Source organism: Microbacterium sp. ABRD28, assembly GCF_003850245.1.
In the GTDB taxonomy this organism is placed as follows: domain Bacteria; phylum Actinomycetota; class Actinomycetes; order Actinomycetales; family Microbacteriaceae; genus Microbacterium.
This window is the reverse complement of record NZ_CP031015.1, coordinates 2,321,948-2,344,459: the sequence shown is the minus strand read 5'-3', so window position 1 is coordinate 2,344,459 and position 22,512 is coordinate 2,321,948. Positions and strand designations below refer to the sequence as shown.

Here is a 22,512-nt window from a genome sequence, read left to right as displayed (position 1 = left end):
GGAGGGTGTGCGGGTCAGCCCTTGACGGCGCCCTGCGTGACGCCCGCCATCACCCAGCGCTGCGTGAACAGGTAGGCGATGATCGCCGGCGCCATGGCCATGAGGTACGACGCGAAGGCGACGTTGTAGTTGTTGCTGAACTGGCTCTGGAAGAGGTTCTGGCGCACCGGCAGGGTCTGCAGGTTCGGGTCGGAGATGATCAGCGACGGCATCATGAAGTCGTTCCACGCGTAGAGGAACGCGAAGATGCCGACCGTGGCGCTCATCGGCGCCAGAAGCGGGAAGATGAGCTTCCAGAACGTCTGCCAGGTGCTCGCACCGTCGATGCGGGCGCTCTCCTCGAGCTCGTAGGGAATCGAGCGCAGGAAGGCGGTGAACAGCAGCACGCTGAAGCTCAGCTGGAACATCGTGGCAAGCAGGATCACCCCGACCGGGTTGTCCAGGCCGACGCGTCCGGTCAGCTGGATCTGGGGAAGTGCCACCACCGGGAACGGGATGAACATCGCCGCGAGCAGATAGAAGAACGAGTAGCGGAACAGCCGTCGATCCCAGTTTCGGACGATCGCGTACGAGGCGAAGGCGGCCAGGATGATCGTCAGGATCACTGTGCCGGCGGTGACGAAGAGCGACACCGCCGCGCCGACGGGAAAGCGGGTGAGGGTCCACGCCTCGACGAAGCCGTCGAAGCTGAAGGGCGCCGGCAGCGAGAACGCGTTGCCGTCGACGGCCTGCGCGGACGTCTTCAGCGACATCGAGATGGTGACGTACAGCGGCAGCAGGACGGTCACGGCGCAGAGGATCAGGATCACCGTCGTCGACCAGTTGACGCGTTCCTGGCCGACGCGGCCCCGTGCTTTCGGCCTCGGCCGTTCGTCGGCGGAACGGGACTTCCGGTTCTCGCGGTCGGCGATGAGCTCGCCCTCGGCGGTTTCGGCGGACAGAGCGGGTTGCGTGGTCATCGGAAGACCTTCCTTCCGCGCGTGAGGGAGAGTTGGAGGATGGAGATGAGCACGGCGACGATGAAGAAGATGGTCGCGTTGGCCATCTGGTAGGCGTAGTCGCCGCTGTTGAAACCGAAGATGATGCTCATCGCGATGCTTCTGGTCGCCGTTCCCGGCCCGCCGTTGGTGAGGCCGACGATGACGTCGTAGGCGTTGAGGAAGTTCTTGAATCCGAGGATCACGTTGATGACGACGTATCCCGCGACGAGGGGGATGGTGATGCGCCACAGCTGCTGGCGCTTGTTGGCCCCGTCGATGTCCGCGGCCTCGTAGACGTCTCCGGGAACCGACAGGAGCCCGGCGATGTAGATGAGGAGCGTGCCGGGGATCGCCTGCCAGGCGGTCACGATCACGATCGCCACCCAGGCGAGGTCGGGATTGGCGAGCAGGCTCTCCTGCAGCCATCCGATCCCGGTGGCCTGACCGAGAGAGGGCACGGAGTTGGAGAACAGGAAGTTGAAGACGTACGCGATGATGATCCCCGAGATCACCATCGGGATGACGAAGATCGTCCGGAGCCCGGTGCGGAACCGGATGCGGGATGTGAGCCCCACGGCCAAGAGGAACGCCACGATGTTGACGACGATGACCGTCGCCGTGGCGAACCCGAAGGTGAAGAGGTAGCTCTGCAGAATGGCGGGGTCGCTGAAGAGGGCGATGTAGTTGGTCAGGCCGATGAAGTTCCATGAGCCGATGCCGATGGAGTCGGTGAAGCTGAAGAAGATCCCGACGATCCCCGGCACCGTGATCGCGAGGGTGAACAGCACCAGGCTCGGGAGGAGGAACAGGTAGTAGATGGGTTCCACTCGTCGCCGGGAGCGGCGTGTCGCCGCCGATCCTGCGACGATCGTCTCGGTGGCGGTCATCGCGTGGCCTCCTCGCCCTGCGCGTCGGTCTCGCTCGAGGGAAGCGGCGAGCGGAATGCCAGTCGAGCCCAATCGGTGTCCATCGTCCGCAGGGTCGACTCGGTGTCGGCGCCCAGGGCCAAGGCCTGCGCGTAGCTGAAGACCGGGATGGTCTTGGGCACGAGGACGGAGGGGCCCTGGTAAAACTTTCCTTCGTCGTAGTAGGCCGTCATCCCTTCGACACGCGGATCGCTCGGCGGGGGTGCCCCCTCGGTCGGAGCGAATCCGAGCTGGGATTCGTTGTAGGCCTCGATGTTCTCGGGCTGATAGAGGAACTCCAGGAAGTCGCGAGCGGCATCCTGGTGGCGCGACTCCTCGGGGATCATCGCGGCGAGGTCGGTGTTCACGCGCACCTTCAGATCAGCGGGGTCATCGGTCATCGGCAGCGGGAAGGTTCCCAGCTCCAGGTCGGGATCGGTCTTGGCGATCTCGGCGAGCGCCCAGGGCCCCTGCAGATACATCGCCGCCTCACCGCGCGCGAACGCGAGGTTTCCGTCGTTGTAGGCACGCGAGTCGGCGTCGGCATTGGTGTAGGCCGTGAGTTCGGCCATTCTGTCCAGAGGCTCGGCGAACTGGTCTTGGAAGGACACCGCCGACTCCTCGCCGACATCGGCACCCTCCGCCGCGAGCTGGTCGAAGAAGTCGACCACATCGATGGAACCGCCGATGGCGTAGTCGTACCAACCCTGGGCGACCGTCCAGTCGTCCTTGAAGGTGGCGTAGAACGGTGTCACGCCCGCCGCTTCGAGCGCGTCGCAGACGGCGATGAGCTCGTCCCATGTCTGAGGGACTTCGAGGCCGTTCTCTTCGAAGATCGCGCGGTTGTAGATGACCGACGACGCCATCACCGAGTAGGGAAGGGCGCTGGTCCGGCCTTCGCACGAGCCGTACTGCGCCATGAGCACGTCGAGGTCGTCACGCACCGTCGATGCCGCCTGCGTGTCGGAGAGGTCCGAGAGAGCGCACCGGTCGACGAAGCGGGCCACCTCGTAGTTGTAATTGGCCAGCATGATGTCGGGGGGATTGCCGCGGACGAAGCTGGCGGACACCACGTCGACGCCCGACGTGTCCATCTCCACCCGGACACGGTCCTGGGAGGAGTTGTAGTCCGACACGAGCTGGTTCATGAAGTCCAGGGCTTCCCTCTTACTGAAGGTGAAGCGGATGGTCTCGCGGCCGTCGGCGGAGCACCCCGCGAGGAGGGCGCCGGCGAGGGCGAGGAGGGAGATCGTCGCGGCAGCGCGACGGGCAGGGGTTCCAGGAGGCACGTCATCGTCCTTCGTCAGAGTTGTCACTCACTTGCTCGCCGCATTAAATTTATGCCGCGAATCAAGTTCCTGGCATCCATAATGCAAAGGAACACGAGAAAGGTCAACCCCTTGTCATACGCGGGTGTCGTCCCCCTCTCGCCGCGGCGAGCGAGCCTTCTGGGCGTGATCGGGTATGCCTGGGACGCGGAGGTCTTCACCGCGACAGACGTGATGGAGAGCGTCGCGGTGACGCGGTCGACGGCGATCGATGTCGTCGACGAGCTCGTCGCCCGCGGACTGATCGTCGAACTCCCCAACGCCCGCGCCGTCGGCGATTACCGCAAGGGTCGTCCCGCACGTCGGTTCGCATTCCGTCAGGATGCCGCCTTCGTCGTGGGCCTCGACGCGGGCCGGGGCCATCTCACCGCGACGGTGTCGGATCTCCGGGGGAACACCCGAGCGGTCGAACACCTCGTCGTGGACGCCGATGACGATGCGCCCGAGATCAGGCGACGCGCAGCAGTGCGCGCTGTGGACCGCGCGCTCGAGATCGCCGGAGTCGGCCGATCGGAGGTCGCGGCGATGGGCGTGGGTCTCCCGGCGCCCGTCGACGCGCGCGGCGAATCTCCGACCGACCGGGCGGAATTCTGGACGCGGATGAACCCCGGGTTCGCGCGGATGTTCGGAGAATGGGTGCCCATCGTGAAGGTCGCGAACGACGCGTCTCTGGCCTCGGTCGCCGAGCGCACGCTGGGCGCTGCGCGCGGGTGCGACGATTTCGTGGTCCTCCTCGCCGGAGAGCGTCTGGGTGCCGGTGTCTGGGTGGACGGGCGTCTGCTCACGGGCGCGCACGGCGGCGCCGGCGAGATGGTCGCCTTCGATCATGTCCGGGGCGTCGACAGCGCGTGGGGGTTCGGTCACCGGGCAGTCGAGCTCGCCCGCACGGCGATGGCCACGGGCGCGCTCCCGACCTCGAGCATCCTGCGCCGGATGGCGCCTGCCGACATCGAGGGCAAGGACGTCTTCGCCGCGGCGGCCCAGGGCGACGCCGGCGCCCGCCGGATCACCGACGAGATCGGCGGATCGCTCGCCGTGATCGCCGGTGTCTTCGGGAGTCTGTTCGACACCCGGCTGCTGATCGTCTCGGGCGCCGTCGCCGACGGGGCGGCGCCGCTCATCGAGGCGGCCCGAAGGTCAGTGGCCGACACACTCCACCTCCCCGCCCCGCGGATCGTCGCCTCTGAGCTCGGAGCCGACATCGTCTCGCTCGGGGCCGTGTGCGCGGCGGTGCAGGAGGCGCGACGCGGAATTCTCGATCTTCCCCGGTTCGCCCAGCCGGCGTGATCACGCCGCCGGCCGTCGTCAGAACGCGGTGTTCCAGACGCTCTCCATCGCGACGTGCCTTCCGAGGACACGCTCGGCCGCACGATGGCCGGAGCACATCGCCGCGGTGACAGTGGCGGGATCATCCGTCCACGTCGCCTCGCCTGCGAGGTGGAGCACGCCGCCGACGGGCGCGGCGAGGTCGTCGTGGTCGCTCGTGACAGACCCCACCGTCATGTACGCGTAGGACCCGTGGCTGAAGGGGTCGCCCTGCCAGTCGGTGATCTCCACGTCCACCGGGTCGGGCGCTCCGGGGAAGAGTCTCCGAAGCTGCTCCATGACCGATGCGACGATCTCATCGTGACTCCAGGCGCGGATCTCCCTCGCCGCGGGCCCGGCGGCGAACGTCAGGAGCGTCGGTTCATCGTGCAGCGGCGTGAGGTCGTACCACGAGTGCCAGCGCCGTCCCTCGGGTCCCTGCTGTCTCACGGCGTAGACACCGTCGCCCCAGAACCGTGTCGGAAAACGCAGGAACACCTTCTCGAAGGCGTTCATCCGCAGCCGCGCCAGTGGCTCCGCGACGGCGGGCGGAAGGGGCGGGTCGAAGGTGAACGACGCGGACTGCAGCACCCCCACGGGGACGGTGACCACCGCCGCCGCGGCCGTCACCGTGCCCCGGTCGCTCGTCACGTCGACGCCCGACGCGTGCCAGGCGACTCGGGTCACGACGTGACCGAGGCGCACGTCGAGACCTTCGGCGAGGTGAGCGGGGAGGCGGTCGTATCCGTCGGGGAACACCACCTCATCGCCCTCGACCTGATCGTCGTCCAGGCCGTGGGCGGCGAGGTCTTCGATCCACGCTCCGTACTGCTCCTCCGTGCGATGCTCGACGAATTCCCTCACTCGGAGGGCGCGCTCGGAATCCCACCCCTGATCGGCGATGGCGCGTTCGGTCACGTCGCGGTACGAGTCCCCGGGCCCCGATCGGGCGATGACCTCCAGAAGACGCTGGTCCACGGTGCGGACGTCGGCGGCGAAGGCGGCCGCCGCTTCTTCCGGCATCCGTGTGCCATCCGGAGAGTGATACGCGATCGGGCGGCCATCGGGTTGGAAGCTGCCGACGGTGAACTCCGTCATCCGCATGCCGAACGCGCGGGCGGCGTCGGCAACCGGGGAGTCGGTGATCCCATGGATCCAGGATGCTCCGAGATCGGTCACCCGCCCACCGGCGCGGGCAGTGTGAACCCTGCCGCCGACGCGCTCACGGGCCTCGAGCACGATGACCCGCTGGCCGGCTGCCCGCAGCAGTCTCGCGGCGGTCAGCCCGGCGACCCCAGCCCCCACCACGATCGTGTCCACGTGCTCCATCGCCGCCTCCTGTCCGCGATCGACGCCGCGTGCCTTCGACGCTATCGCGGCAGCGGTGCCCCGTCGAAGGCCCGCGGGATGTCTCGCGGATCGTGTCTGCGGGGCTTTCGGCCGCTGGCGGCCCAGGCGCGAGCGCGGCTGCGGATCTCGGGGGCCTGCAGCGGCTCGGCACTGAAGTAGTGACCGGCGTATCGCAGCGCCACCGCCGTCTTCCAGTCCTCGGTCGCCAGGGCGCCGAGCACGCGGGACTTCGGTGCGGCGGGCCGCTCCAGCCCGTGCAGCATCGCGCCCGGAAAGACACCGTCGCTTCGGACGACGGAATCGAAGACGAAGTCGAGAGTCGGGCGGAAAGCCTCCTGGATGCGTCCCGCGGCCCCCGTGGCATCCGCCGTCTCGAGCAGGATGTCGCGCATCGTCCGCGCCTCGACCGCAGCAACCGACATCCCCTGACCGTAGATGGGGTTCAGGGCGAGCACCGCATCGCCGATGGCCACGAATCCATCGGGGTGCACGGGCATGTCTTCGAACCGGCGCCGACGCGACCCACGGATGCGGAACGGTTTGGGATCGCCCAGAAAGTCCGCTCGGCGCGCAGCCTCGGCGACTACGGGTGATCTCACCGCCTCGAGGTGGGCGATGAGGCGCTCGCGCGTCGCCGGCGGCGGACTGTCGGACTGCGACAGCGCGACGATCTGGTGGAGACCGTTGTCGCATGGCAGCAGGACCGCCCCGTGAGGGCTCTCGGGCAATGGCGGGATGAGGTAGCCCTGGATGTCGTCGCGGAGGGTCCCCGGGGCGAGTCGGACGACGGCGGTGGCGTAGCTCACCGTGTTCACGATCTCCTGCTCGGGCGGCGGGACGAATCCGAGCTCCGCCAGCCAGTCCGACGCGTGCGAGGTACGGCCCGACGCGTCCACGACGAGGTCGGCGTGGAGATGTGGTCTGCCGATTCCCTTGAGGACGATGCCTCTCACGGCGTCCTCGCCTCCTGGGTGCAGTCCCACGACCTGGCCCTCCACGATGCGCACCTGCGGGATCTCGGTGACCTTGCGGCGGAGGGCGTCTTCGAGGACCACGCGGCGGATGCCGTAGATCCACGCTTCACTGGGACCGCGGGCGGCCCACCCCTGCGAGCTCAGGCTCGCGATTCCCCGAGGAGAGTCGTACCAGGCCGCTCCGGCTCGGAGGAATTCGCCAGCCACACCGGGAACGAGGTCTTCGAACGACTCCTGCCCGATCGCGAGGATGGCATGCATCTGCTCATCCTGGGGAACGCCCCGGCGATGGAGGGGCACGTCGGGCAGCCTGTCGCGCTCGATGACGGTGACGCTGCCGAACCGGCGCGACAGCGCCGCAGCGGAGAGAAGACCGCCGATGCCTGCGCCGATGACGATGGCGTGGTCGAAACCCATCCGTTTCATGCCTCCCGAATCGCCGAGCCGGGCGTGTGAGGAAACCGTAGCGCGGCTTCGCACCCCCTCGGCGCGAAGGGGACGAACTCGGTCGGTAGCGTGGGCGTGTGCAGACCGTCGGAGTCGACCTCGCAGCCTCCCCCCAGGGCACCGCGATGGCCGTGATCGACTGGCGTGGCCCGACCGCCGACGTGACCGCGCTCGTCGTCGGGATCGGCGACCGCGACATCGTCTCCGGTGCGCGCGGCGCGGCGTCGGTCGGTATCGATTGCGCCCTGGGATGGCCGGTCGACTTCGTCGAGTTCGTCTCGCAGCACGCGCGGGGGGAGCCGCCGTCCGGCACAGACTCGGGTCTGGAATGGCGACGCCGTCTCGCCTATCGGCATACCGACCGCGTCGTGCGCGAGCGAACGGGGCGGTGGCCGCTCAGCGTCGCCACCGATCGGCTCGGGCTGACCGCGATGCGCTGCGCGGAGCTCACCGCGCTGTTCAGCGCGGCGGGCGTGTCCGTCGATCGGTCGGGAGCGGGCGTCCTGGTCGAGGTCTATCCCGCCGCCGCGCTGCGCCTGTGGGGGATCGCCGTCCCGGCGTACAAGGTCGACCCCGCCGCGCGGCGTGAGGCGGTCTCGACGCTGACCGCCGCCGCGCCGTGGCTGCGCATCCCGACCGCGATCGAAGCCGACATGCTGCGGTCGGCCGACGCCTTCGACGCCGTCGTGGCAGCACTCAACGCCCGTGCGCACGCGATCGGCGCCACGATTCCCGCTCCCCCCGACGCGGCGCACCTCGCGCGCGTCGAAGGGTGGATCGCCCTTCCTGAAAGAGCGCTGGCGGAGCTGGTCGACGCGCCCCGGGCACACGGCGATTGACCCGGGCGGTGCGGCATGCTCGAAGGGTTCCCACCCGAGGAGGATGCCGTGCCCGATCCCCGCCGAGAACCCACTCGTGTCGGCCCGCTGCAGTTCGCTCCGGCGGAAGCGCCGGAGCGCTGGCGGCTGACGATGACGCCCGCCGAGGGTGCGCTGTGCGAGGCGACGTGGGGGGAGTGGGTGCGTTTCGCGCAGCGTGTGCTCAGGCTGGACGCCCTTTCGCGCGATCTCGAGGAGCGAGGTGACGCCTGGGATCGCGGCTTCGCCGCTGGCCGGGCCGACACAGCGGACGGGAAGGCCGTGTCCGGCTCCGCCAATCCCTACCGCTGACGACTCGAAGAGCGAGCGGCGCCTCCCTCGACCGCGACGATCCGATGGTCCTCGTCGTGAGTGAGCTCCGATGCGAGGAAGCCCGGATCCGTGGGCAGAACGAGGTTGAATCGCGCGAAGGCGCCGACCGTGAGGGCGCCCTCGCTGAGCGTGAGGTCCAGAACGTGGCCTCCGGCGTGGCGATCGGCTGCGAGGAAGTGAACGTGCAGCCCTGCGACGGCGATCCCCTGATAGATCGACGGGGCCCAGAAGCCGACCAGCGTCCCCTCGACGTCCGTCAGCACGGTTTCGACCTGCTCGTCAGCGACCTCCGCGAGAGGGCGGAGCGGGAAGTGCTCGCGCCGTGTCGCCCGAACCCGGATCGTCCCGAACTCGCCGTCGACGCGGACGGAGTGGAAGAGATTGCGGCTCACCGTCGAGGCCTCCACGAGCGAGGTGAGGATCGCGAGGTCCGCAGGACCGGTGGGCACGGGGGTCACGGAGGGCTCGGCACACACGTCGGCGAAGGGAAGGACATCCTCGCCGGTCATGCGATGGGGTGGTCCGTCGACCGTGCATGCGTACGCCATCCCGTCGACGATGACCACCTCGCCCCCCAGGCGATCGCAGCATCCGATCCCGAAGTCGCCGTGTCGGAGCGCATCCGCGACCGGCATCCCGGACGCGTACGCGCCGGCCAGAAGCGCGTCGAGCACCGCGAACTGCGTCACGGCGCCGGCAGAGATCCGCCCGGGCGTCTTCATCCCCATTCGATCAGGAGGATGCTCTGCTTGGTGTCGGCGATCTTCACCGTTCCCGCCTGGAAGTAGTAGGTGATGCCGTATCCGTTCTCATCGGTGGCCACCGCCGTTTCGGCCGGCTCGGTGACGTACACCCCCTCCGGATCGTCTTCGACCGTCCATCCCTCCGCCTGAAGGCGCGCCCGCGCCTCGTCGGCCGTCGCCTCATCGATCGGAGCCCAGCCGTAGATGTGGAGCTGGTCGCTGGCCGGACCGTCGAAATTCGCCCAGACGCATTCGATGCCGCCCGGGATCTCCTCACCGGTGATGGTGAACGGCGAGGCCTGGGCGCTCCAGCCCACGCTGTCGTAATCGGCGACCGTGGTCTCGGGGATGATCGTCTCGCACGTCGGGTCGGTGACCGGCGCGGGTTCTTCGGTGGGCGGCGTCGAGGGTTCAGCCGTGGGCGAGGAAGCCACCGGCGACGGCGGCGGCGAGGGCTGGGCGTCCCCGGTCTCCGCCGCACACGCAGTGAGAGCGAACAGCGCGACGGTGAGCGCGCCGCCGGCGAAGAGGCGGCGAAGGGCAGAGGTCATCGATCGATCTCCGGGGTGGGGGAGTGCAGCAGGTCGAGGAAGGTCTGGTGAAGCGAGCCGTTCGTGGCCAGCGACGACCCGGCGGTCAGCGTTTCCGCGCCGGTGAAATCAGTGAACCGCCCGCCGGCTTCGTGGACGATGGGCACGAGCGCGGCGATGTCGTACTCCTGCACGCCGAACTCGGCGACGAATTCCAAGCGGCCCTCCGCCAGCAGCATGTACGGCCAGGCATCGCCGTAGCCGCGATCGCGCCACACTGCCGCGGTCAGTCTCTCGAGGGCCGCCAGCTGACCGGCCTCCCGCCACTGGCCGATGCTCTGGAAGCTCACGCTCGCTTCGGTCAGGGAGTCGACGGATGACGCGGCGAGGCGCCGCGGACTGCCGTCGGCGGCGTTCGTCCAGGCGCCGAGACCGCTGGCCGCCCACCAGCGCCGGGCGATCGCGGGCTGACTGACGACGCCGACGCGCGGCACGCCGTCGACCGTCAGCGCGATGAGCGTCGACCACATCGGCACGCCCCGGAGGTAGTTCGCGGTGCCGTCGATCGGGTCGATGACCCAGCGTCGGACACCGGTGCCCGAGGAGCCGAATTCTTCGCCGAACACGTCGTCGTCCGGCCGTTCCTCCGCGAGGACCCCGCGGATGGCCTGTTCGGTGGCGAGGTCGGCTTCGGTGACGTGACTGGCGTCGGCTTTCGTGCGCACGTCGAGATCGGCGGCGTCGAAGCGAGACATCGACACCGCATCGGCGACGTCGGCCAGGCGCAGGGCGAGGGCGAGATCCTCGGTGAGGTCCCCGTCGTGAGGGGTGTCGAAAACGCTATCCGCAGGCGGCAGGGTCACACTCTCAAGGATAGGTGGCGCGCGCGGTCGGATTTCACCGTGGCGACATCGTGATGGTAATGTTGACCCTCGGTTCGCGGGCCTGTATCGCTGCGACCGGATTCGCGCCTCTAGCTCAATCGGCAGAGCAACTGACTCTTAATCAGTGGGTTCAGGGTTCAAGTCCCTGGGGGCGCACCACCTCACCAAACGCCCTGGTTCGCCGGGGCGTTTCGTGTGTCCCTCCCCGTCGACGTCCTACGCTGAGGTCGGGTGCCGCTCGAGCCGGCGCCGGCGAGCGAAGGAGCCGGGATGACAGACAGCGACCTGCACGGAAAGCGCGCCGTCGTCACAGGCGGCGCAAGCGGCATCGGGCTGGCCTGCGTGAAAGAGTTCCGCCGCCGCGGCGCACATGTCATCGTCGCCGATCACCACGTCTACCAGACCGAGGCGGTGGCTGAGGAGCTGGGAGCCGAGCCATGGGTGGTCGACCTGGCCGACACCGCTGCCCTGGAGGACGTCCGGCTGGATGTCGACATCCTGGTCAACAACGTCGGGATGCAGCGGGTCAACCCGATCGTCGATTTCCTGCCGGAGGACTTCCGGCACATCCAGCGGCTCATGGTCGAGTGTCCCTTCCTGCTCATCCGGGCGGCACTGCCCGGGATGTCCCGGCGGGGATGGGGGCGCATCATCAACATCTCCAGCGTCCACGGCCTGCGTGCGAGCGCATTCAAGTCGGCCTACGTCACGGCCAAGCACGGACTCGAGGGCCTGTCGAAGGTCACGGCGCTCGAGGGCGCCCGCTCCGGCGTGACGAGCAACTGCGTCAGTCCCGCCTACGTTCGAACGCCCCTGGTCGAGCGACAGATCGCCGACCAGGCTCGGCTCCACGGCATCGGCGAAGACGAGGTGATCGAGAAGATCATGCTCACCGAGACGGCGGTCAAGCGCCTCATCGAGCCCGAGGAGGTCGCCTCCCTCGTGGGATGGCTGGTCGGCGACAGCGCAGGCATGGTCACGGGGGCCTCCTACACGATGGACGGCGGCTGGACCGCGCGATGAACGCGCATCGTTTCCACCGCTATCGCACTCGCGATGTCCCCGTTCCCGGGGGTGCCCTCCGTGTCGGGGTGTGGGAACCGACCGGACCTGTGCGCGGAGAGATTCTGGCGGTCCACGGTGTGACGTCGTCCCACCGCGTGTGGGCGCACACCGTCGAGAGGCTGCCCGGGGTCCGGATCATCGCGCCCGACCTGCGCGGCCGCGGCCGCAGCACCGCAGCCCGCCCCGCCGGCATGGCCCGCCACGCCGACGATCTCGCCCTCGTCCTCGCCGAGACCTCGGGACGGGTGCCCGTCGTCGTCGGTCACTCGATGGGCGGCTTTGTCTCGGTGGTGCTGGCCCACCGGCATCCGGATCTCCTCGATCGGCTGCTGCTCGTCGACGGCGGCCTGCCCCTGCAGGCGCCCGTGGGGCTCTCGCCAGAGGAGACCGTCGCCGCGATCCTCGGACCCACGGCCGCGCGACTCCGCATGAGGTTCGACGACGAGGCCGACTACCTGCGCTTCTGGCGCGTGCACCCGGCCTTTCCGCCGCCGTGGACGCCGGAGCTCGAGGACTACTTCCGCTACGACCTCCTCGACGCCGGTGACGGCGCGCTGCGACCCGCGACGAGCGAGGCCGTCACGATCGAGGACACCCTCGATCTCACGACGGGATCGGCTCTGCGCGCCGCCGTGGACGCGCTCGGGCACCCGACCAGGCTGCTCACTGTTCCGCGAGGCCTGCGAGACGAGGAGCCGGGGCTCTACGCGCCCGACCATCTTTCGGCGGTCGTCCGAGAACGACCTGCCATCTCCCACCGGCGCGTCGCGGGCTTCAACCACTACTCGATCCTGCTGACCCCCGAGGGTGGTGCCGTCGTGGCCGACGAGGTCGTCGGCGCGCTGCAAGCCGCGTGACGGGCAGGCGCCGACCAGCGCGGGCGCGATCCGATCGAGGATCGCGGCGAGGTCCGTGACGAGCCGGCCGCTGACGTCCTTCGCGGCGGCCACCGCCGGTGCGGTGCCGAGTCGCTCCGCGATGAGGGAGAGGACCTCTCGCAGTTCGCCGTCGATGACCCCGTCTGTGACAGGCGACGCCGTCCTGCTGGTCGAGGCCTCGGGTGTCTGCGATGCGCAGCCGGCGCAGCGCTCATCGCCCTGTTGCGGCGATGCGCGCGGTGAGTTGGTGGGCGTGGGCGAGGAGAGTCTTGCCGAGGTCGGCGAGCCGGTCGGCCGAGAATCGGAACTGCACGCCGGTCAGGCTCAGCGCCCACTGCGGATGGCCGTCGCGGGCGAAGACGGCGGCGCCGAGTCCCCAGCTCCCTTCCACGATGAGTCCCGGGTTGACCGCGTACCCGCGCGCCTGCGTCTCGCGGATGCGCGCGCGAAGCCGCGCCGGTGCGTGGGACGCCCCCCAGTGATCGGCGAGATCCGGATGGCGCTCGAGATAGGCGTCCACATCGTGGTTGGGAAGGAACGACAGGATGGCCAGGCCCGCCGATGCGACTCCCAACGGGAAGCGCACCCCCTCGGACAGCACGAAGGAACGAATGGGGAAGCTCCCCTCCTCGCGGAGCAGACACACCGTCTCGTCCCCGCGTCGCACGGACAGGAAGGCACTCTCCTCGGTGCGGACAGCCAGGGAACGCACGATGTCCCGTGCGAGATCGGTGATGTCGTAACGAGCAGCGGCAACCGTTCCCATGAGGTAGAGCTCCGGACCGGGAAGCCATCTGCCGAGGCGTTCGTCGAAGTCCACCAGTCCCTCGTGCCGCAGCGCCTGGAGGATGCGATGCGCGGTCGGCCGGGTCAGGCCGGCGCGCGCGGCGAGGTCCCTCATCGAGGCCCCTTCGCCCCCAGCGGCGGTGACGATCCGCAGCAGGCGGGCTGCGCGCCCGATCGCCTGGGTGCCGGGAACGCTTTGACGATCGGCGCTGTCCATGATGTGGACGGTACGCGCCGGATCATCCACATCGCAAGCACCGGGTGGTCCTGCGATCTTCTCGCGGCGAGGATGGAGGGACCCGACCGACGAACCCCGGGGAGTGCGCGTGATCGACAAGACCTTCGCTTCCGCAGCTGCTGCGGTGGCCGACATCCCCGATGGCGCGAGCCTCGCCGTGGGCGGATTCGGCCTCTCGGGCAACCCCATCGCCCTGATCGAAGCGATCCTCGCGCAGGGAACGACGGATCTCAGCGTCGTGAGCAACAACTGCGGTGTCGACGACTGGGGGCTCGGGGTGCTCCTCCAGGCCCGCCGCATCCGCAAGATGACCTCGTCGTACGTGGGGGAGAACAAGGAGTTCGAGCGTCAATTCCTCTCCGGCGAGCTCGAGCTCGAGCTCACCCCGCAGGGAACGCTCGCAGAGAAGCTGCGAGCGGGCGGCTCGGGAATCGCGGCCTTCTTCACCCAGACCGGGGTGGGGACGCAGGTGGCCGAGGGCGGTCTGCCCCGCCGCTATCACCCGGACGGATCGATCGCCGTGGCCTCGGCGCCGAAGGATGTCCGGGTCTTCGACGTGCACGGCTCTCCTCGCGAGTTCGTGCTGGAAGAGGCCATCGTCACCGACTTCGCCCTGGTGCACGCGCGTCGGGGAGACCGCGCGGGCAACCTGGTGTTCAACAAGTCCGCGCGCAACTTCAATCCTCTCGCCGCGATGGCCGGCAGGGTCTGCATCGCGCAGGTCGAAGAGCTCGTCGAGCCGGGGGAGCTCGACCCCGATCAGATCCATCTCCCAGGGATCTTCGTTCATCGCATCATCGAGGTCGGCACCGGGGTCGAGAAACGCATCGAGAAGCGCACGGTCGCGGCATCGGATGCGAAGGAGGGGCGCTGACATGGCACTGACGAGGGTCCAGATGGCGACGCGCGCGGCTCGGGAGCTGCGCGACGGCGCGTACGTCAATCTCGGAATAGGTCTGCCGACCCTTGTTCCCAACCACCTGCCGGCGGGGGTGAAGGTCGTCCTGCAGTCCGAGAACGGGATTCTGGGCGTGGGACCCTATCCGGCCGATGCGGACGTCGATCCCGACCTGATCAACGCCGGCAAAGAGACGGTCACCGTTCTTCCCGGATCGGCGTTCTTCGATTCCGCGACCAGTTTCGGGATGATCCGCGGCGGCAAGATCGACGCCGCGATCCTGGGGGCGATGCAGGTCTCTCGGCACGGGGATCTGGCGAACTGGATGATCCCCGGCAAGATGGTGAAGGGCCCGGGAGGCGCCATGGACCTCGTCCATGGCGCAGCCAAGGTGATCGTCCTCATGGAGCACGTGGCCAAGGACGGATCACCCAAGATCGTGCTCGAATGCACGCTGCCGTTGACCGGGCGCGGAGTTGTGGATCGCATCATCACCGATCTCGCGGTGATCGACGTCACGTCCCAGGGGCTTGTGCTCGCCGAGCTCGCCCCGGGTGTCAGCGTGGACGAGGTGCGGTCCAAGACCGAGCCGCCGCTCATCGTTACGAAGAACCTCGAGGAGCACGCATGAACCACGAAGACGTCGTCATCGTCGCCGCAGCCCGCACCGCGCAGGGCCGGCTGAAGGGCCAACTCGCACCGCTCACCGCGGTGCAGCTCGGCAGCGCGGCGATCGCCGGTGCGCTCGCGCGGGGAGGGATCGCCGCCGATGCCGTCGACGCGGTGCTGGTGGGCCAGGTGCTCGCCGCAGGAGCGGGCCAGAATCCCGCGCGACAGGCGGCCATCGGGGCGGGGATCGCCTGGCAGGTTCACGCGAGCAGCGTCAACAAGGTGTGCCTGTCGGGCCTCACGGCCGTGATCGATGCCGCGCGCATGATCCGCCTGGGTGACGCGCGCGTCGTGGTCGCCGCGGGAATGGAGTCGATGACACGCGCCCCGCATCTGCTGATGAACTCCCGCGACGGCTACAGCTACGGGTCGATCGAGGTGCTCGACCACATGGCGTACGACGGGCTGACCGATGCGTATGACGCGGAGAGCATGGGCGCCTCCACCGAGCGACACAACGGTGCGCTGGGGATCACCCGCGAGGCACAGGACGCCGTCGCGGCCCGGTCTCATCAGCGCGCGTCGGCGGCCCAGCGTGAGGGGATCTTCGACGCGGAGATCGTGCCCGTCGAGGTGCCGCAGCGCCGGGGCGCGCCCATCGTGGTGGCGGCGGACGAAGGGATCAGGTCCGACACCACCGTCGAGACCCTCGCCGGCCTGCGTCCCGCTTTCGCGAAGGACGGCACGATCACCGCGGGCAATTCCTCGCAGATCTCCGACGGCGCCTCCGCGGTCGTCCTCACCTCGCGATCGCACGCCGACGAGAACGGATGGCCCGTGCTGGCGGTGGTCGGCGCGGCAGGACAGGTCGCCGGCCCCGACAACTCGCTGCACTCGCAGCCGTCGCGTGCGATCGCGCAGGCGTGCCGCCGGCAGGGGATCGAGCCCGCCGAGCTCGACCTGGTCGAGATCAACGAGGCGTTCGCTGCCGTCGTGGTGCGGTCGCAGCAGGAGCTTGGCTTGGACGATGAGGTGATCAACCCCCATGGCGGCGGCATCGCCATCGGTCACCCGATCGGCGCCTCGGGCAACCGGCTCGTCGTCCACGCGGTGCACGAGCTGGTCCGCCGGGGGAGCGGCACCGCCGCTGTCGGGCTGTGCGGTGGCGGTGGCCAGGGGGATGCCCTGATCCTCACGCGCTGAGATCCCGGCGACTTTCCGGTGATCAGCGTCCGCGACGCGCGCGCTTCTTCATGAGCTTGTCCTCGCGCCCGCTCACCGGGGAGTCCAGATCGATGTTCTTCCCGCGCGCCGCGCGCCGCGTGTCGACGATCGTTCCGATCGCCAGCGCGAGACTGATACCCCAGCTGAGCCATGCGAGGGCCATGCGCCACGTGAAGGATTCACCGTTGCGGAGCCCGCGGAGGAGTGCCAGGCCGCCGGTGATGGCGCTGATGATGCCGGAACCGAAGAGGTAGGAGCGCATGGCGCCACGCTATCGCGACCGCTAGCCACAGTCCCGGCCTTGACACAACCCCCACCGCTCCCACGGCGCCCGAAGACGCCGACCGATAGCCTGGGGACAAGCCGTCCGCCTCGTGAGGAGTCCGTGTGTCTGAAGCCCCGCTCGTCGTCGTCGCGAACAGACTTCCGGTCGATCGAGACCCCGACGGGGGGTGGCGCCGGTCGCCGGGCGGCCTCGTCACCGCGCTCGAGCCGGTCATGCGCCGCACGCACGGCGCCTGGGTCGGATGGGCCGGCAAACCCGGACTCGACGTCGAGCCGTTCGACTTCGACGGCACGCACCTCCACCCGGTCCGCCTGGACGCCGACGAGGTCGAGAACTACTACGAGGGGTTCTCGAACGACACGATCTGGCCGCTCTACCACGACGTCATCAGTGCTCCGCGCTATCGGCGGGTCTGGTGGGACGCGTACGTCTCGGTCAACGAGCGGTTCGCCGACGCCGCGGCGGAGGTGGCTGCCCAGAACGCGACCGTGTGGGTGCAGGACTACCAGCTCCAGCTCGTTCCGCAGCTTCTCCGTGAGAAGCGCCCCGACCTCACGATCGGCTACTTCCACCACATCCCCTTCCCCGCCTACGGTCTGTTCGCGCAGCTTCCGTGGCGTCGCCAGGTGCTCGAGGGACTGCTCGGCGCCGATGTCATCGGGTTCCAGCGGGTGCAGGACGCCGGCAACTTCGCCCGCGCGGTGCGCCGCCAGCTGCGTTTGGACACCAAGGCGAGCGGCATCACCGTCCCGCTGCCTGATGGGGGAGAGCGCATCGCGCTGGCCCGCGCGTTCCCCATCTCGATCGACGCGGACTCCTACATCGAGATGGCCCGTCGCCCTGACATCCAGGCGAGAGCGGCCGAGATCCGCGAGAGCCTGGGAAACCCCAAGAAGATCCTCCTCGGCGTCGACCGGCTCGACTACACCAAGGGCATCCGTCACCGGCTGAAGGCGTTCGGCGAACTGCTCCAGGACGGACGGGTGAGCGTCGAGGACGTGACCCTCGTCCAGGTCGCCAGCCCCAGCCGCGAGAGGGTGGAAGCCTACGTTCAGCTGCGCGACGAGATCGAGCTCACCGTGGGGCGGATCAACGGGGATCACGACACCATGGACCACACCGCGATCCGGTACCTGCACCAGTCCTATCCCCGGGAAGAGATGGTCGCGCTCTATCTCGCATCCGACGTGATGCTCGTGACCGCCCTTCGTGACGGGATGAACCTCGTGGCCAAGGAGTACGTCGCCAGTCGCGTCGACAACCGCGGCGTGCTCGTGCTCAGCGAGTTCGCCGGCGCGGCCGACGAGCTCGGCAGCGCCATCCGGATCAATCCTCACGACATCGACGGTCTCAAGGACGCCATCGTCCGCGCGATCGAGATGCCCGGCGCCGACCAGGGCCGGCGGATGCGGGCACTGCGCAAGCGCGTGCTGGAGCACGACGTCGAGGATTGGTCTCGCGAGTTCCTCGACGCCCTCGCGGACGTCGCGCACCGGCGGGCCGACCGATGACGGCACCGCACGCCCACCACTCCCGGATCGGCGACGAGCTCGACCGCCTCGCAGCCACGCCGCGGCTCCTCGTCGCACTCGACTTCGACGGCACGCTGGCGCCCCTGCTGGACGAGCCGATGGACGCGCGGATGACGGATGACGCGCGCGCGGCCGTTGACGCGCTCGTCGCCGCCCCTGAGACGGTCGTCGCCTTCGTATCCGGCCGGAGCCTGCACGATCTTCGGGTAATCGGCGAGCACGAGGACGACTCGCCGATCCTGCTCGCGGGGTCCCACGGCGCCGAGTTCTGGAGCCCGGACGGCGGCGCCGCGCCGACCCCCGACGACGCCGACGACAAGGCGCTCCGCGACCGGCTCCGTGCCGAGGCCGAGGCGATCACCGCCGTCTTCGACGGCGTGTGGGTCGAGCCCAAGACGTTCGGCTTCGCCGTCCACAGCAGACTCGCGGCCCCCGACGACGCCGACCGCGCGCGCGAGGCCATCGACGACATGGTCGTGCACGAGGCTCCGCACTGGCGTCGCCGCACCGGGCACAACATCGTCGAGTACGCCTTCCGGCATGAGGGGAAGGACACCGCCGTCGCCGCTCTCCGCGAGCGGATCGGAGCGACCGCCGTGCTCTTCGCGGGTGACGACGTCACCGACGAAGACGCGCTGCGGAGCCTCGGAGACGACGATCTGGGCGTCCACGTCGGTACCGGCGAGACGGCTGCGACGATCAGCGTGCCCGACATCGCCGCACTGGCCCAGGCCCTGCGCGGTCTCGCGGAACGGCGGGTCTCACGACGGGAATAGACTGCGATCATGGTGCGCTCCGACATCCCCGACCCGTCCGCCATCGACATCAAGCCCCGCAGTCGCGTCGTCACCGATGGGATCGAGGCCACCACGTCGCGCGGCATGCTCCGCGGTGTCGGGATGGGCGATGAGGACTGGGACAAGCCCCAGATCGGCATCGCCTCGAGCTGGAACGAGATCACTCCCTGCAACCTCAGCCTCGACCGCCTCGCGCAGGGGGCGAAGGAAGGCGTTCACGCCGGCGGTGGATACCCCTTGCAGTTCGGGACCATCTCCGTCTCCGATGGAATCTCGATGGGTCACGAGGGCATGCACTTCTCGCTGGTCTCGCGTGAGGTGATCGCCGACTCGGTGGAGACCGTCATGATGGCCGAGCGGCTCGACGGCTCGGTGCTGCTCGCCGGGTGCGACAAGTCCATCCCCGGCATGCTGATGGCCTCCGCCCGCCTCGACCTGTCCAGCGTCTTCCTCTACGCCGGTTCGATCGCACCCGGATGGGTCAAACTCTCGGACGGCACCGAGAAGGAGATCACCATCATCGACTCCTTCGAGGGCGTGGGCGCGTGCCTGGCGGGGCGGATGTCGGAGGCCGACCTCAAGCGCATCGAGTGCGCCTTCGCCCCGGGCGAGGGAGCGTGTGGCGGGATGTACACCGCCAACACCATGGCCTCGGTGGCCGAGGCGCTGGGGCTCAGCCTGCCGGGGTCGGCCGCGCCGCCCTCGGCGGATCGTCGCCGCGACTACTTCGCCCGTCGCTCGGGCGAGGCCGTGGTGAACCTCCTGAAGCAGGGAATCACCACGCGCGACATCCTCACCAAGGAGGCCTTCGAGAACGCCATCGCCCTGGCCATGGCGCTCGGCGGATCCACGAACGTCGTGCTGCACCTCCTCGCCATCGCCAACGAGGCCGAGATCGAGTTGAACCTGCACGACTTCAATCGCATCGGCGACAAGGTCCCTCACGTGGCGGACATGAAGCCTTTCGGGAAGTACGTGATGAACGACGTCGACCGCCATGGCGGCATCCCGGTCGTCATGAAGGCGATGCTCGATGAGGGCCTCCTTCACGGCGACGCCCTGACCGTCACCGGGAAGACCCTCGCCGAGAACCTCCGCGACCTCGATCCCGACCCCGTCGACGGCGATGTCATCCACCGCTTCGATGACCCGATCCACGCCACCGGCGGCATCACGATCCTCCATGGTTCGTTCGCCCCGCAGGGTGCCGTGGTCAAGACCGCCGGTTTCGACGCCGCCGTGTTCGAGGGGCCTGCGCGGGTCTTCGAACGCGAGCGCGCCGCGATGGACGCCCTGGAGGCGGGGCAGATCTCCGCCGGCGACGTTGTCGTCATCCGCTACGAGGGGCCGAAGGGTGGCCCCGGAATGCGGGAGATGCTCGCCATCACCGCGGCCATCAAGGGCGCAGGCCTCGGAAAAGATGTACTACTCTTGACGGACGGTCGATTCTCCGGCGGCACAACCGGCCTGTGCATCGGCCACATAGCACCCGAAGCGGTGGACGCAGGTCCCATCGCCTTCGTGCGCGATGGTGATCTGATACGGGTCGATATCGCGGCTCGCACTCTCGACCTACTCGTCGATGACGCAGAGCTGAGCTCCCGCCGCGAGGGCTGGGAGCCCCTTCCCCCGCGCTATACCCGTGGCGTTCTGGCCAAGTACTCGCGACTCGTGCGCTCCGCAGCGGAGGGCGCGGTCACCGGTTAGGCCCGCTTTCCCGCATCCGTTCCACCCATCTGTGAGGACCCTCACCATGCCCGCCGAATCCGCCACGGCCATTCCCCGGCCTCCCGCTCGCACCGCGGCCCCGTCCGCGCCCGTGCTCACGGGCGCGCAGGCGGTCGTCCGCTCCCTCGAACTGCTCGGCGTCACCGACGTCTTCGGTCTGCCCGGGGGCGCGATCCTCCCCGTCTACGACCCGCTGATGGACACCTCCGAGATCCGTCACATCCTCGTGCGTCACGAACAGGGGGCCGGCCATGCGGCCGAAGGCTACGCCTCGGCGTCCGGACGGGTCGGCGTCGCCATCGCGACGTCGGGTCCCGGCGCGACGAACCTCGTCACCGCCATCGCCGACGCCTACATGGACTCGGTGCCCGTGGTCGCCATCACCGGGCAGGTCTTCTCCAATCTGATGGGGACCGACGCGTTCCAGGAGGCCGACATCGTCGGCATCACGATGCCGATCACCAAACATTCCTTCCTGGTCAAGCGCGCCGAGGACATCCCGGGTGCCATCGCGGCGGCGTTCGAGATCGCCGCGACGGGTCGACCGGGCCCGGTGCTGGTCGACATCACCAAGGACGCCCAGCAGGCCGAAGCTCCTTTCCAGTGGCCGCCGAAGATCGACCTCCCGGGCTACCGACCGGTCACCAGGGCGCACGGAAAGCAGATCCAGGCCGCGGCGCAGCTGATCGCGCAGGCCAAGAAGCCCGTGCTCTACGTCGGTGGTGGCGTGATCCGCGCCCGCGCCGCAGACGAGTTGCGGTCGCTGGCCGAGGCCACCGGCGCGCCGGTCGTGACGACGCTCATGGCCCGCGGCGCCTTCCCCGACTCCCACCCCCAGCACCTCGGTATGCCCGGCATGCACGGGACGGTCCCGGCGGTTCTGGCCCTGCAGGACTCCGACCTCCTCATCGCTCTCGGCTCGCGCTTCGATGACCGCGTCACGGGCAAGGCCGCGCTCTTCGCGCCCGATGCCCAGGTGGTGCACGTCGACATCGACCCCGCCGAGATCGGCAAGATCCGGGCCGCCGACGTGCCGATCGTGGGCGACCTGAAGGAGGTGCTGCCCGATCTCGAGGCGGCCTTCCGCGCGGCGAGCGCCGATGCGGCCCCCGACATCGCCCAGTGGTGGTCGTTCCTCGACGGACTGCGCGACGAGTTCCCGCTGGGGTACGCCCCGACGACCGACGGGCTCCTGGCCCCGCAGTACGTCATCCAGCGCATCGGGGAACTGACCGGACCGGAGGGCATCTACGCCGCGGGCGTGGGTCAGCACCAGATGTGGGCCGCGCAGTTCATCAAGTACGAGCGTCCGAACGCCTGGCTGAACTCCGGCGGGGCGGGCACGATGGGCTACTCGGTGCCGGCGGCGATGGGCGCGAAGGTCGCCGAGCCCGACCGCGTGGTCTGGGCGATCGACGGTGACGGATGCTTCCAGATGACCAATCAGGAGCTCGCCACCTGCGCCATCAACAAGATCCCGATCAAGGTCGCGATCATCAACAACTCCTCTCTCGGCATGGTCCGCCAGTGGCAGACGCTGTTCTACGACGGCCGCTACTCGCACACCGACCTGAACACCGGGCACGACACCATCCGCATCCCCGATTTCGTCAAGCTCGCCGAGGCCTACGGGTGCCTCGCGATCCGCGTGGAGCGGGCTGAGGACGTCGACGCCGCCATCCAGACGGCGCTGGAGACCAACGACCGTCCGGTCGTCATCGACTTCGTCGTGAGCGCGGACGCGATGGTGTGGCCGATGGTGCCGCAGGGCGTCAGCAACAGCTACATCCAGTACGCCCGCGACCACTCGCCGGCCTTCGAGCGGGAGATGTGAC

22 protein-coding genes and 1 tRNA gene are annotated in these 22,512 nt (G+C 69.0%); 13 read left to right on the top strand and 10 right to left on the bottom strand.

Going from position 1 to position 22,512, the window contains the following annotated elements; genetic code table 11:
- Positions 1-14: 14 nt before the first annotated feature.
- From DT073_RS11325 to DT073_RS11315, 3 genes are read right to left on the bottom strand one after another with little or no spacing between them, the layout of a single operon-like run.
- Positions 15-959, bottom strand: coding sequence for a carbohydrate ABC transporter permease (locus tag DT073_RS11325; RefSeq protein WP_124293484.1), 945 nt, complete (start codon positions 957-959; stop codon positions 15-17).
- On the bottom strand, positions 956-1,867 hold the full coding sequence (locus DT073_RS11320; protein WP_124293483.1) for a carbohydrate ABC transporter permease: 912 nt from the start codon (positions 1,865-1,867) through the stop codon (positions 956-958). The genes DT073_RS11325 and DT073_RS11320 overlap by 4 nt, the downstream gene beginning before the upstream one ends.
- Positions 1,864-3,174, bottom strand: a complete 1,311-nt coding sequence (locus tag DT073_RS11315; RefSeq protein ID WP_124293482.1) for an ABC transporter substrate-binding protein — start codon at positions 3,172-3,174, stop codon at positions 1,864-1,866. The genes DT073_RS11320 and DT073_RS11315 overlap by 4 nt, the downstream gene beginning before the upstream one ends.
- Before the next feature lie 165 nt (positions 3,175-3,339).
- Between DT073_RS11315 and DT073_RS11310 the strand changes: the two genes are divergently transcribed.
- Positions 3,340-4,500 (top strand): ROK family protein, encoded by a 1,161-nt coding sequence (locus DT073_RS11310; RefSeq protein WP_240638584.1) that lies wholly within the window; start codon positions 3,340-3,342, stop codon positions 4,498-4,500.
- 18 nt (positions 4,501-4,518) lie between these two features.
- On the opposite strand, the gene DT073_RS11305 is transcribed toward DT073_RS11310, so the two are convergent.
- Positions 4,519-5,847, bottom strand: coding sequence for a flavin monoamine oxidase family protein (locus DT073_RS11305; RefSeq protein ID WP_124293480.1), 1,329 nt, complete (start codon positions 5,845-5,847; stop codon positions 4,519-4,521).
- A 41-nt stretch (positions 5,848-5,888) separates the two neighbouring features.
- Positions 5,889-7,259 (bottom strand): FAD-dependent oxidoreductase, encoded by a 1,371-nt coding sequence (locus DT073_RS11300; protein WP_164478182.1) that lies wholly within the window; start codon positions 7,257-7,259, stop codon positions 5,889-5,891.
- 107 nt (positions 7,260-7,366) lie between these two features.
- On the opposite strand from DT073_RS11300, the gene DT073_RS11295 reads away from it, so the two are divergent.
- Positions 7,367-8,128 carry a DUF429 domain-containing protein gene (locus DT073_RS11295; protein ID WP_124293478.1) on the top strand — a complete coding sequence of 254 codons (762 nt, stop codon included), beginning with the start codon at positions 7,367-7,369 and terminating at the stop codon, positions 8,126-8,128.
- Positions 8,129-8,176: 48 nt separating this feature from the next.
- Positions 8,177-8,458 carry a hypothetical protein gene (locus DT073_RS11290; RefSeq protein ID WP_164478181.1) on the top strand — a complete coding sequence of 94 codons (282 nt, stop codon included), beginning with the start codon at positions 8,177-8,179 and terminating at the stop codon, positions 8,456-8,458.
- On the opposite strand, the gene DT073_RS11285 is transcribed toward DT073_RS11290, so the two are convergent.
- The 3 genes from DT073_RS11285 to DT073_RS11275 are packed head-to-tail and all read right to left on the bottom strand — an operon-like array spanning position 8,449 to position 10,615.
- A complete protein-coding gene (locus tag DT073_RS11285) occupies positions 8,449-9,201 on the bottom strand; it encodes an acetolactate decarboxylase (RefSeq protein ID WP_124293476.1) in 753 nt (250 codons plus the stop codon). The two genes, DT073_RS11290 and DT073_RS11285, sit on opposite strands and share 10 nt — an antisense overlap.
- Entirely contained in the window at positions 9,198-9,773 is a 576-nt protein-coding gene (locus DT073_RS11280; protein WP_124293475.1) for a hypothetical protein, read from the bottom strand. Before DT073_RS11280 ends, DT073_RS11285 begins: the two co-directional genes overlap by 4 nt.
- A complete protein-coding gene (locus tag DT073_RS11275) occupies positions 9,770-10,615 on the bottom strand; it encodes an inositol monophosphatase family protein (RefSeq protein ID WP_124293474.1) in 846 nt (281 codons plus the stop codon). The genes DT073_RS11280 and DT073_RS11275 overlap by 4 nt, the downstream gene beginning before the upstream one ends.
- 104 nt (positions 10,616-10,719) lie before the next feature.
- Between DT073_RS11275 and DT073_RS11270 the strand changes: the two genes are divergently transcribed.
- From DT073_RS11270 to DT073_RS11260, 3 genes are all read left to right on the top strand, one after another.
- Positions 10,720-10,795, top strand: a tRNA-Lys gene (locus tag DT073_RS11270).
- Positions 10,796-10,906: 111 nt separating this feature from the next.
- Entirely contained in the window at positions 10,907-11,659 is a 753-nt protein-coding gene (locus DT073_RS11265) for a 3-hydroxybutyrate dehydrogenase (protein ID WP_124293473.1), read from the top strand.
- On the top strand, positions 11,584-12,558 hold the full coding sequence (locus DT073_RS11260; RefSeq protein ID WP_276310431.1) for an alpha/beta hydrolase: 975 nt from the start codon (positions 11,584-11,586) through the stop codon (positions 12,556-12,558). The genes DT073_RS11265 and DT073_RS11260 overlap by 76 nt, the downstream gene beginning before the upstream one ends.
- A 232-nt stretch (positions 12,559-12,790) precedes the next feature.
- Here DT073_RS11260 and DT073_RS11255 read toward each other — a convergent pair whose 3' ends face one another.
- A complete protein-coding gene (locus tag DT073_RS11255; RefSeq protein WP_124293471.1) occupies positions 12,791-13,582 on the bottom strand; it encodes an IclR family transcriptional regulator in 792 nt (263 codons plus the stop codon).
- A gap of 109 nt (positions 13,583-13,691) precedes the next feature.
- Here DT073_RS11255 and DT073_RS11250 point away from each other — a divergent pair, with 109 nt between their 5' ends.
- Genes DT073_RS11250 through DT073_RS11240 form a run of 3 tightly spaced genes read left to right on the top strand, consistent with a single transcriptional unit; the run spans position 13,692 to position 16,313 of the window.
- A complete protein-coding gene (locus DT073_RS11250; protein WP_124293470.1) occupies positions 13,692-14,477 on the top strand; it encodes a CoA transferase subunit A in 786 nt (261 codons plus the stop codon).
- A gap of 1 nt (position 14,478) precedes the next feature.
- A complete protein-coding gene (locus DT073_RS11245) occupies positions 14,479-15,132 on the top strand; it encodes a CoA transferase subunit B (RefSeq protein ID WP_205782931.1) in 654 nt (217 codons plus the stop codon).
- The gene (locus DT073_RS11240; RefSeq protein WP_124293469.1) at positions 15,129-16,313 is read left to right on the top strand and encodes an acetyl-CoA C-acetyltransferase; all 1,185 of its coding nucleotides are present in this window, start codon (positions 15,129-15,131) and stop codon (positions 16,311-16,313) included. Before DT073_RS11245 ends, DT073_RS11240 begins: the two co-directional genes overlap by 4 nt.
- A gap of 22 nt (positions 16,314-16,335) precedes the next feature.
- Here the strand turns inward: DT073_RS11240 and DT073_RS11235 are convergent, their stop codons facing one another.
- Positions 16,336-16,596: a hypothetical protein gene (locus DT073_RS11235; RefSeq protein ID WP_124293468.1), complete on the bottom strand. Its 261-nt coding sequence runs from the start codon at positions 16,594-16,596 to the stop codon at positions 16,336-16,338.
- Positions 16,597-16,721: 125 nt separating this feature from the next.
- Between DT073_RS11235 and DT073_RS11230 the strand changes: the two genes are divergently transcribed.
- The 4 genes from DT073_RS11230 to DT073_RS11215 are packed head-to-tail and all read left to right on the top strand — an operon-like array spanning position 16,722 to position 22,511.
- Positions 16,722-18,131, top strand: coding sequence for an alpha,alpha-trehalose-phosphate synthase (UDP-forming) (locus DT073_RS11230; protein ID WP_124293467.1), 1,410 nt, complete (start codon positions 16,722-16,724; stop codon positions 18,129-18,131).
- Complete coding sequence (gene otsB / locus DT073_RS11225) at positions 18,128-18,928, top strand: trehalose-phosphatase (protein WP_124293466.1); 801 nt, start codon at positions 18,128-18,130, stop codon at positions 18,926-18,928. Before DT073_RS11230 ends, otsB begins: the two co-directional genes overlap by 4 nt.
- 9 nt (positions 18,929-18,937) lie before the next feature.
- Positions 18,938-20,656 (top strand): dihydroxy-acid dehydratase, encoded by a 1,719-nt coding sequence (ilvD, locus tag DT073_RS11220; RefSeq protein ID WP_205782930.1) that lies wholly within the window; start codon positions 18,938-18,940, stop codon positions 20,654-20,656.
- A 46-nt stretch (positions 20,657-20,702) separates the two neighbouring features.
- The gene (locus DT073_RS11215; RefSeq protein WP_124293465.1) at positions 20,703-22,511 is read left to right on the top strand and encodes an acetolactate synthase large subunit; all 1,809 of its coding nucleotides are present in this window, start codon (positions 20,703-20,705) and stop codon (positions 22,509-22,511) included.
- Position 22,512: the final 1 nt, after the last annotated feature.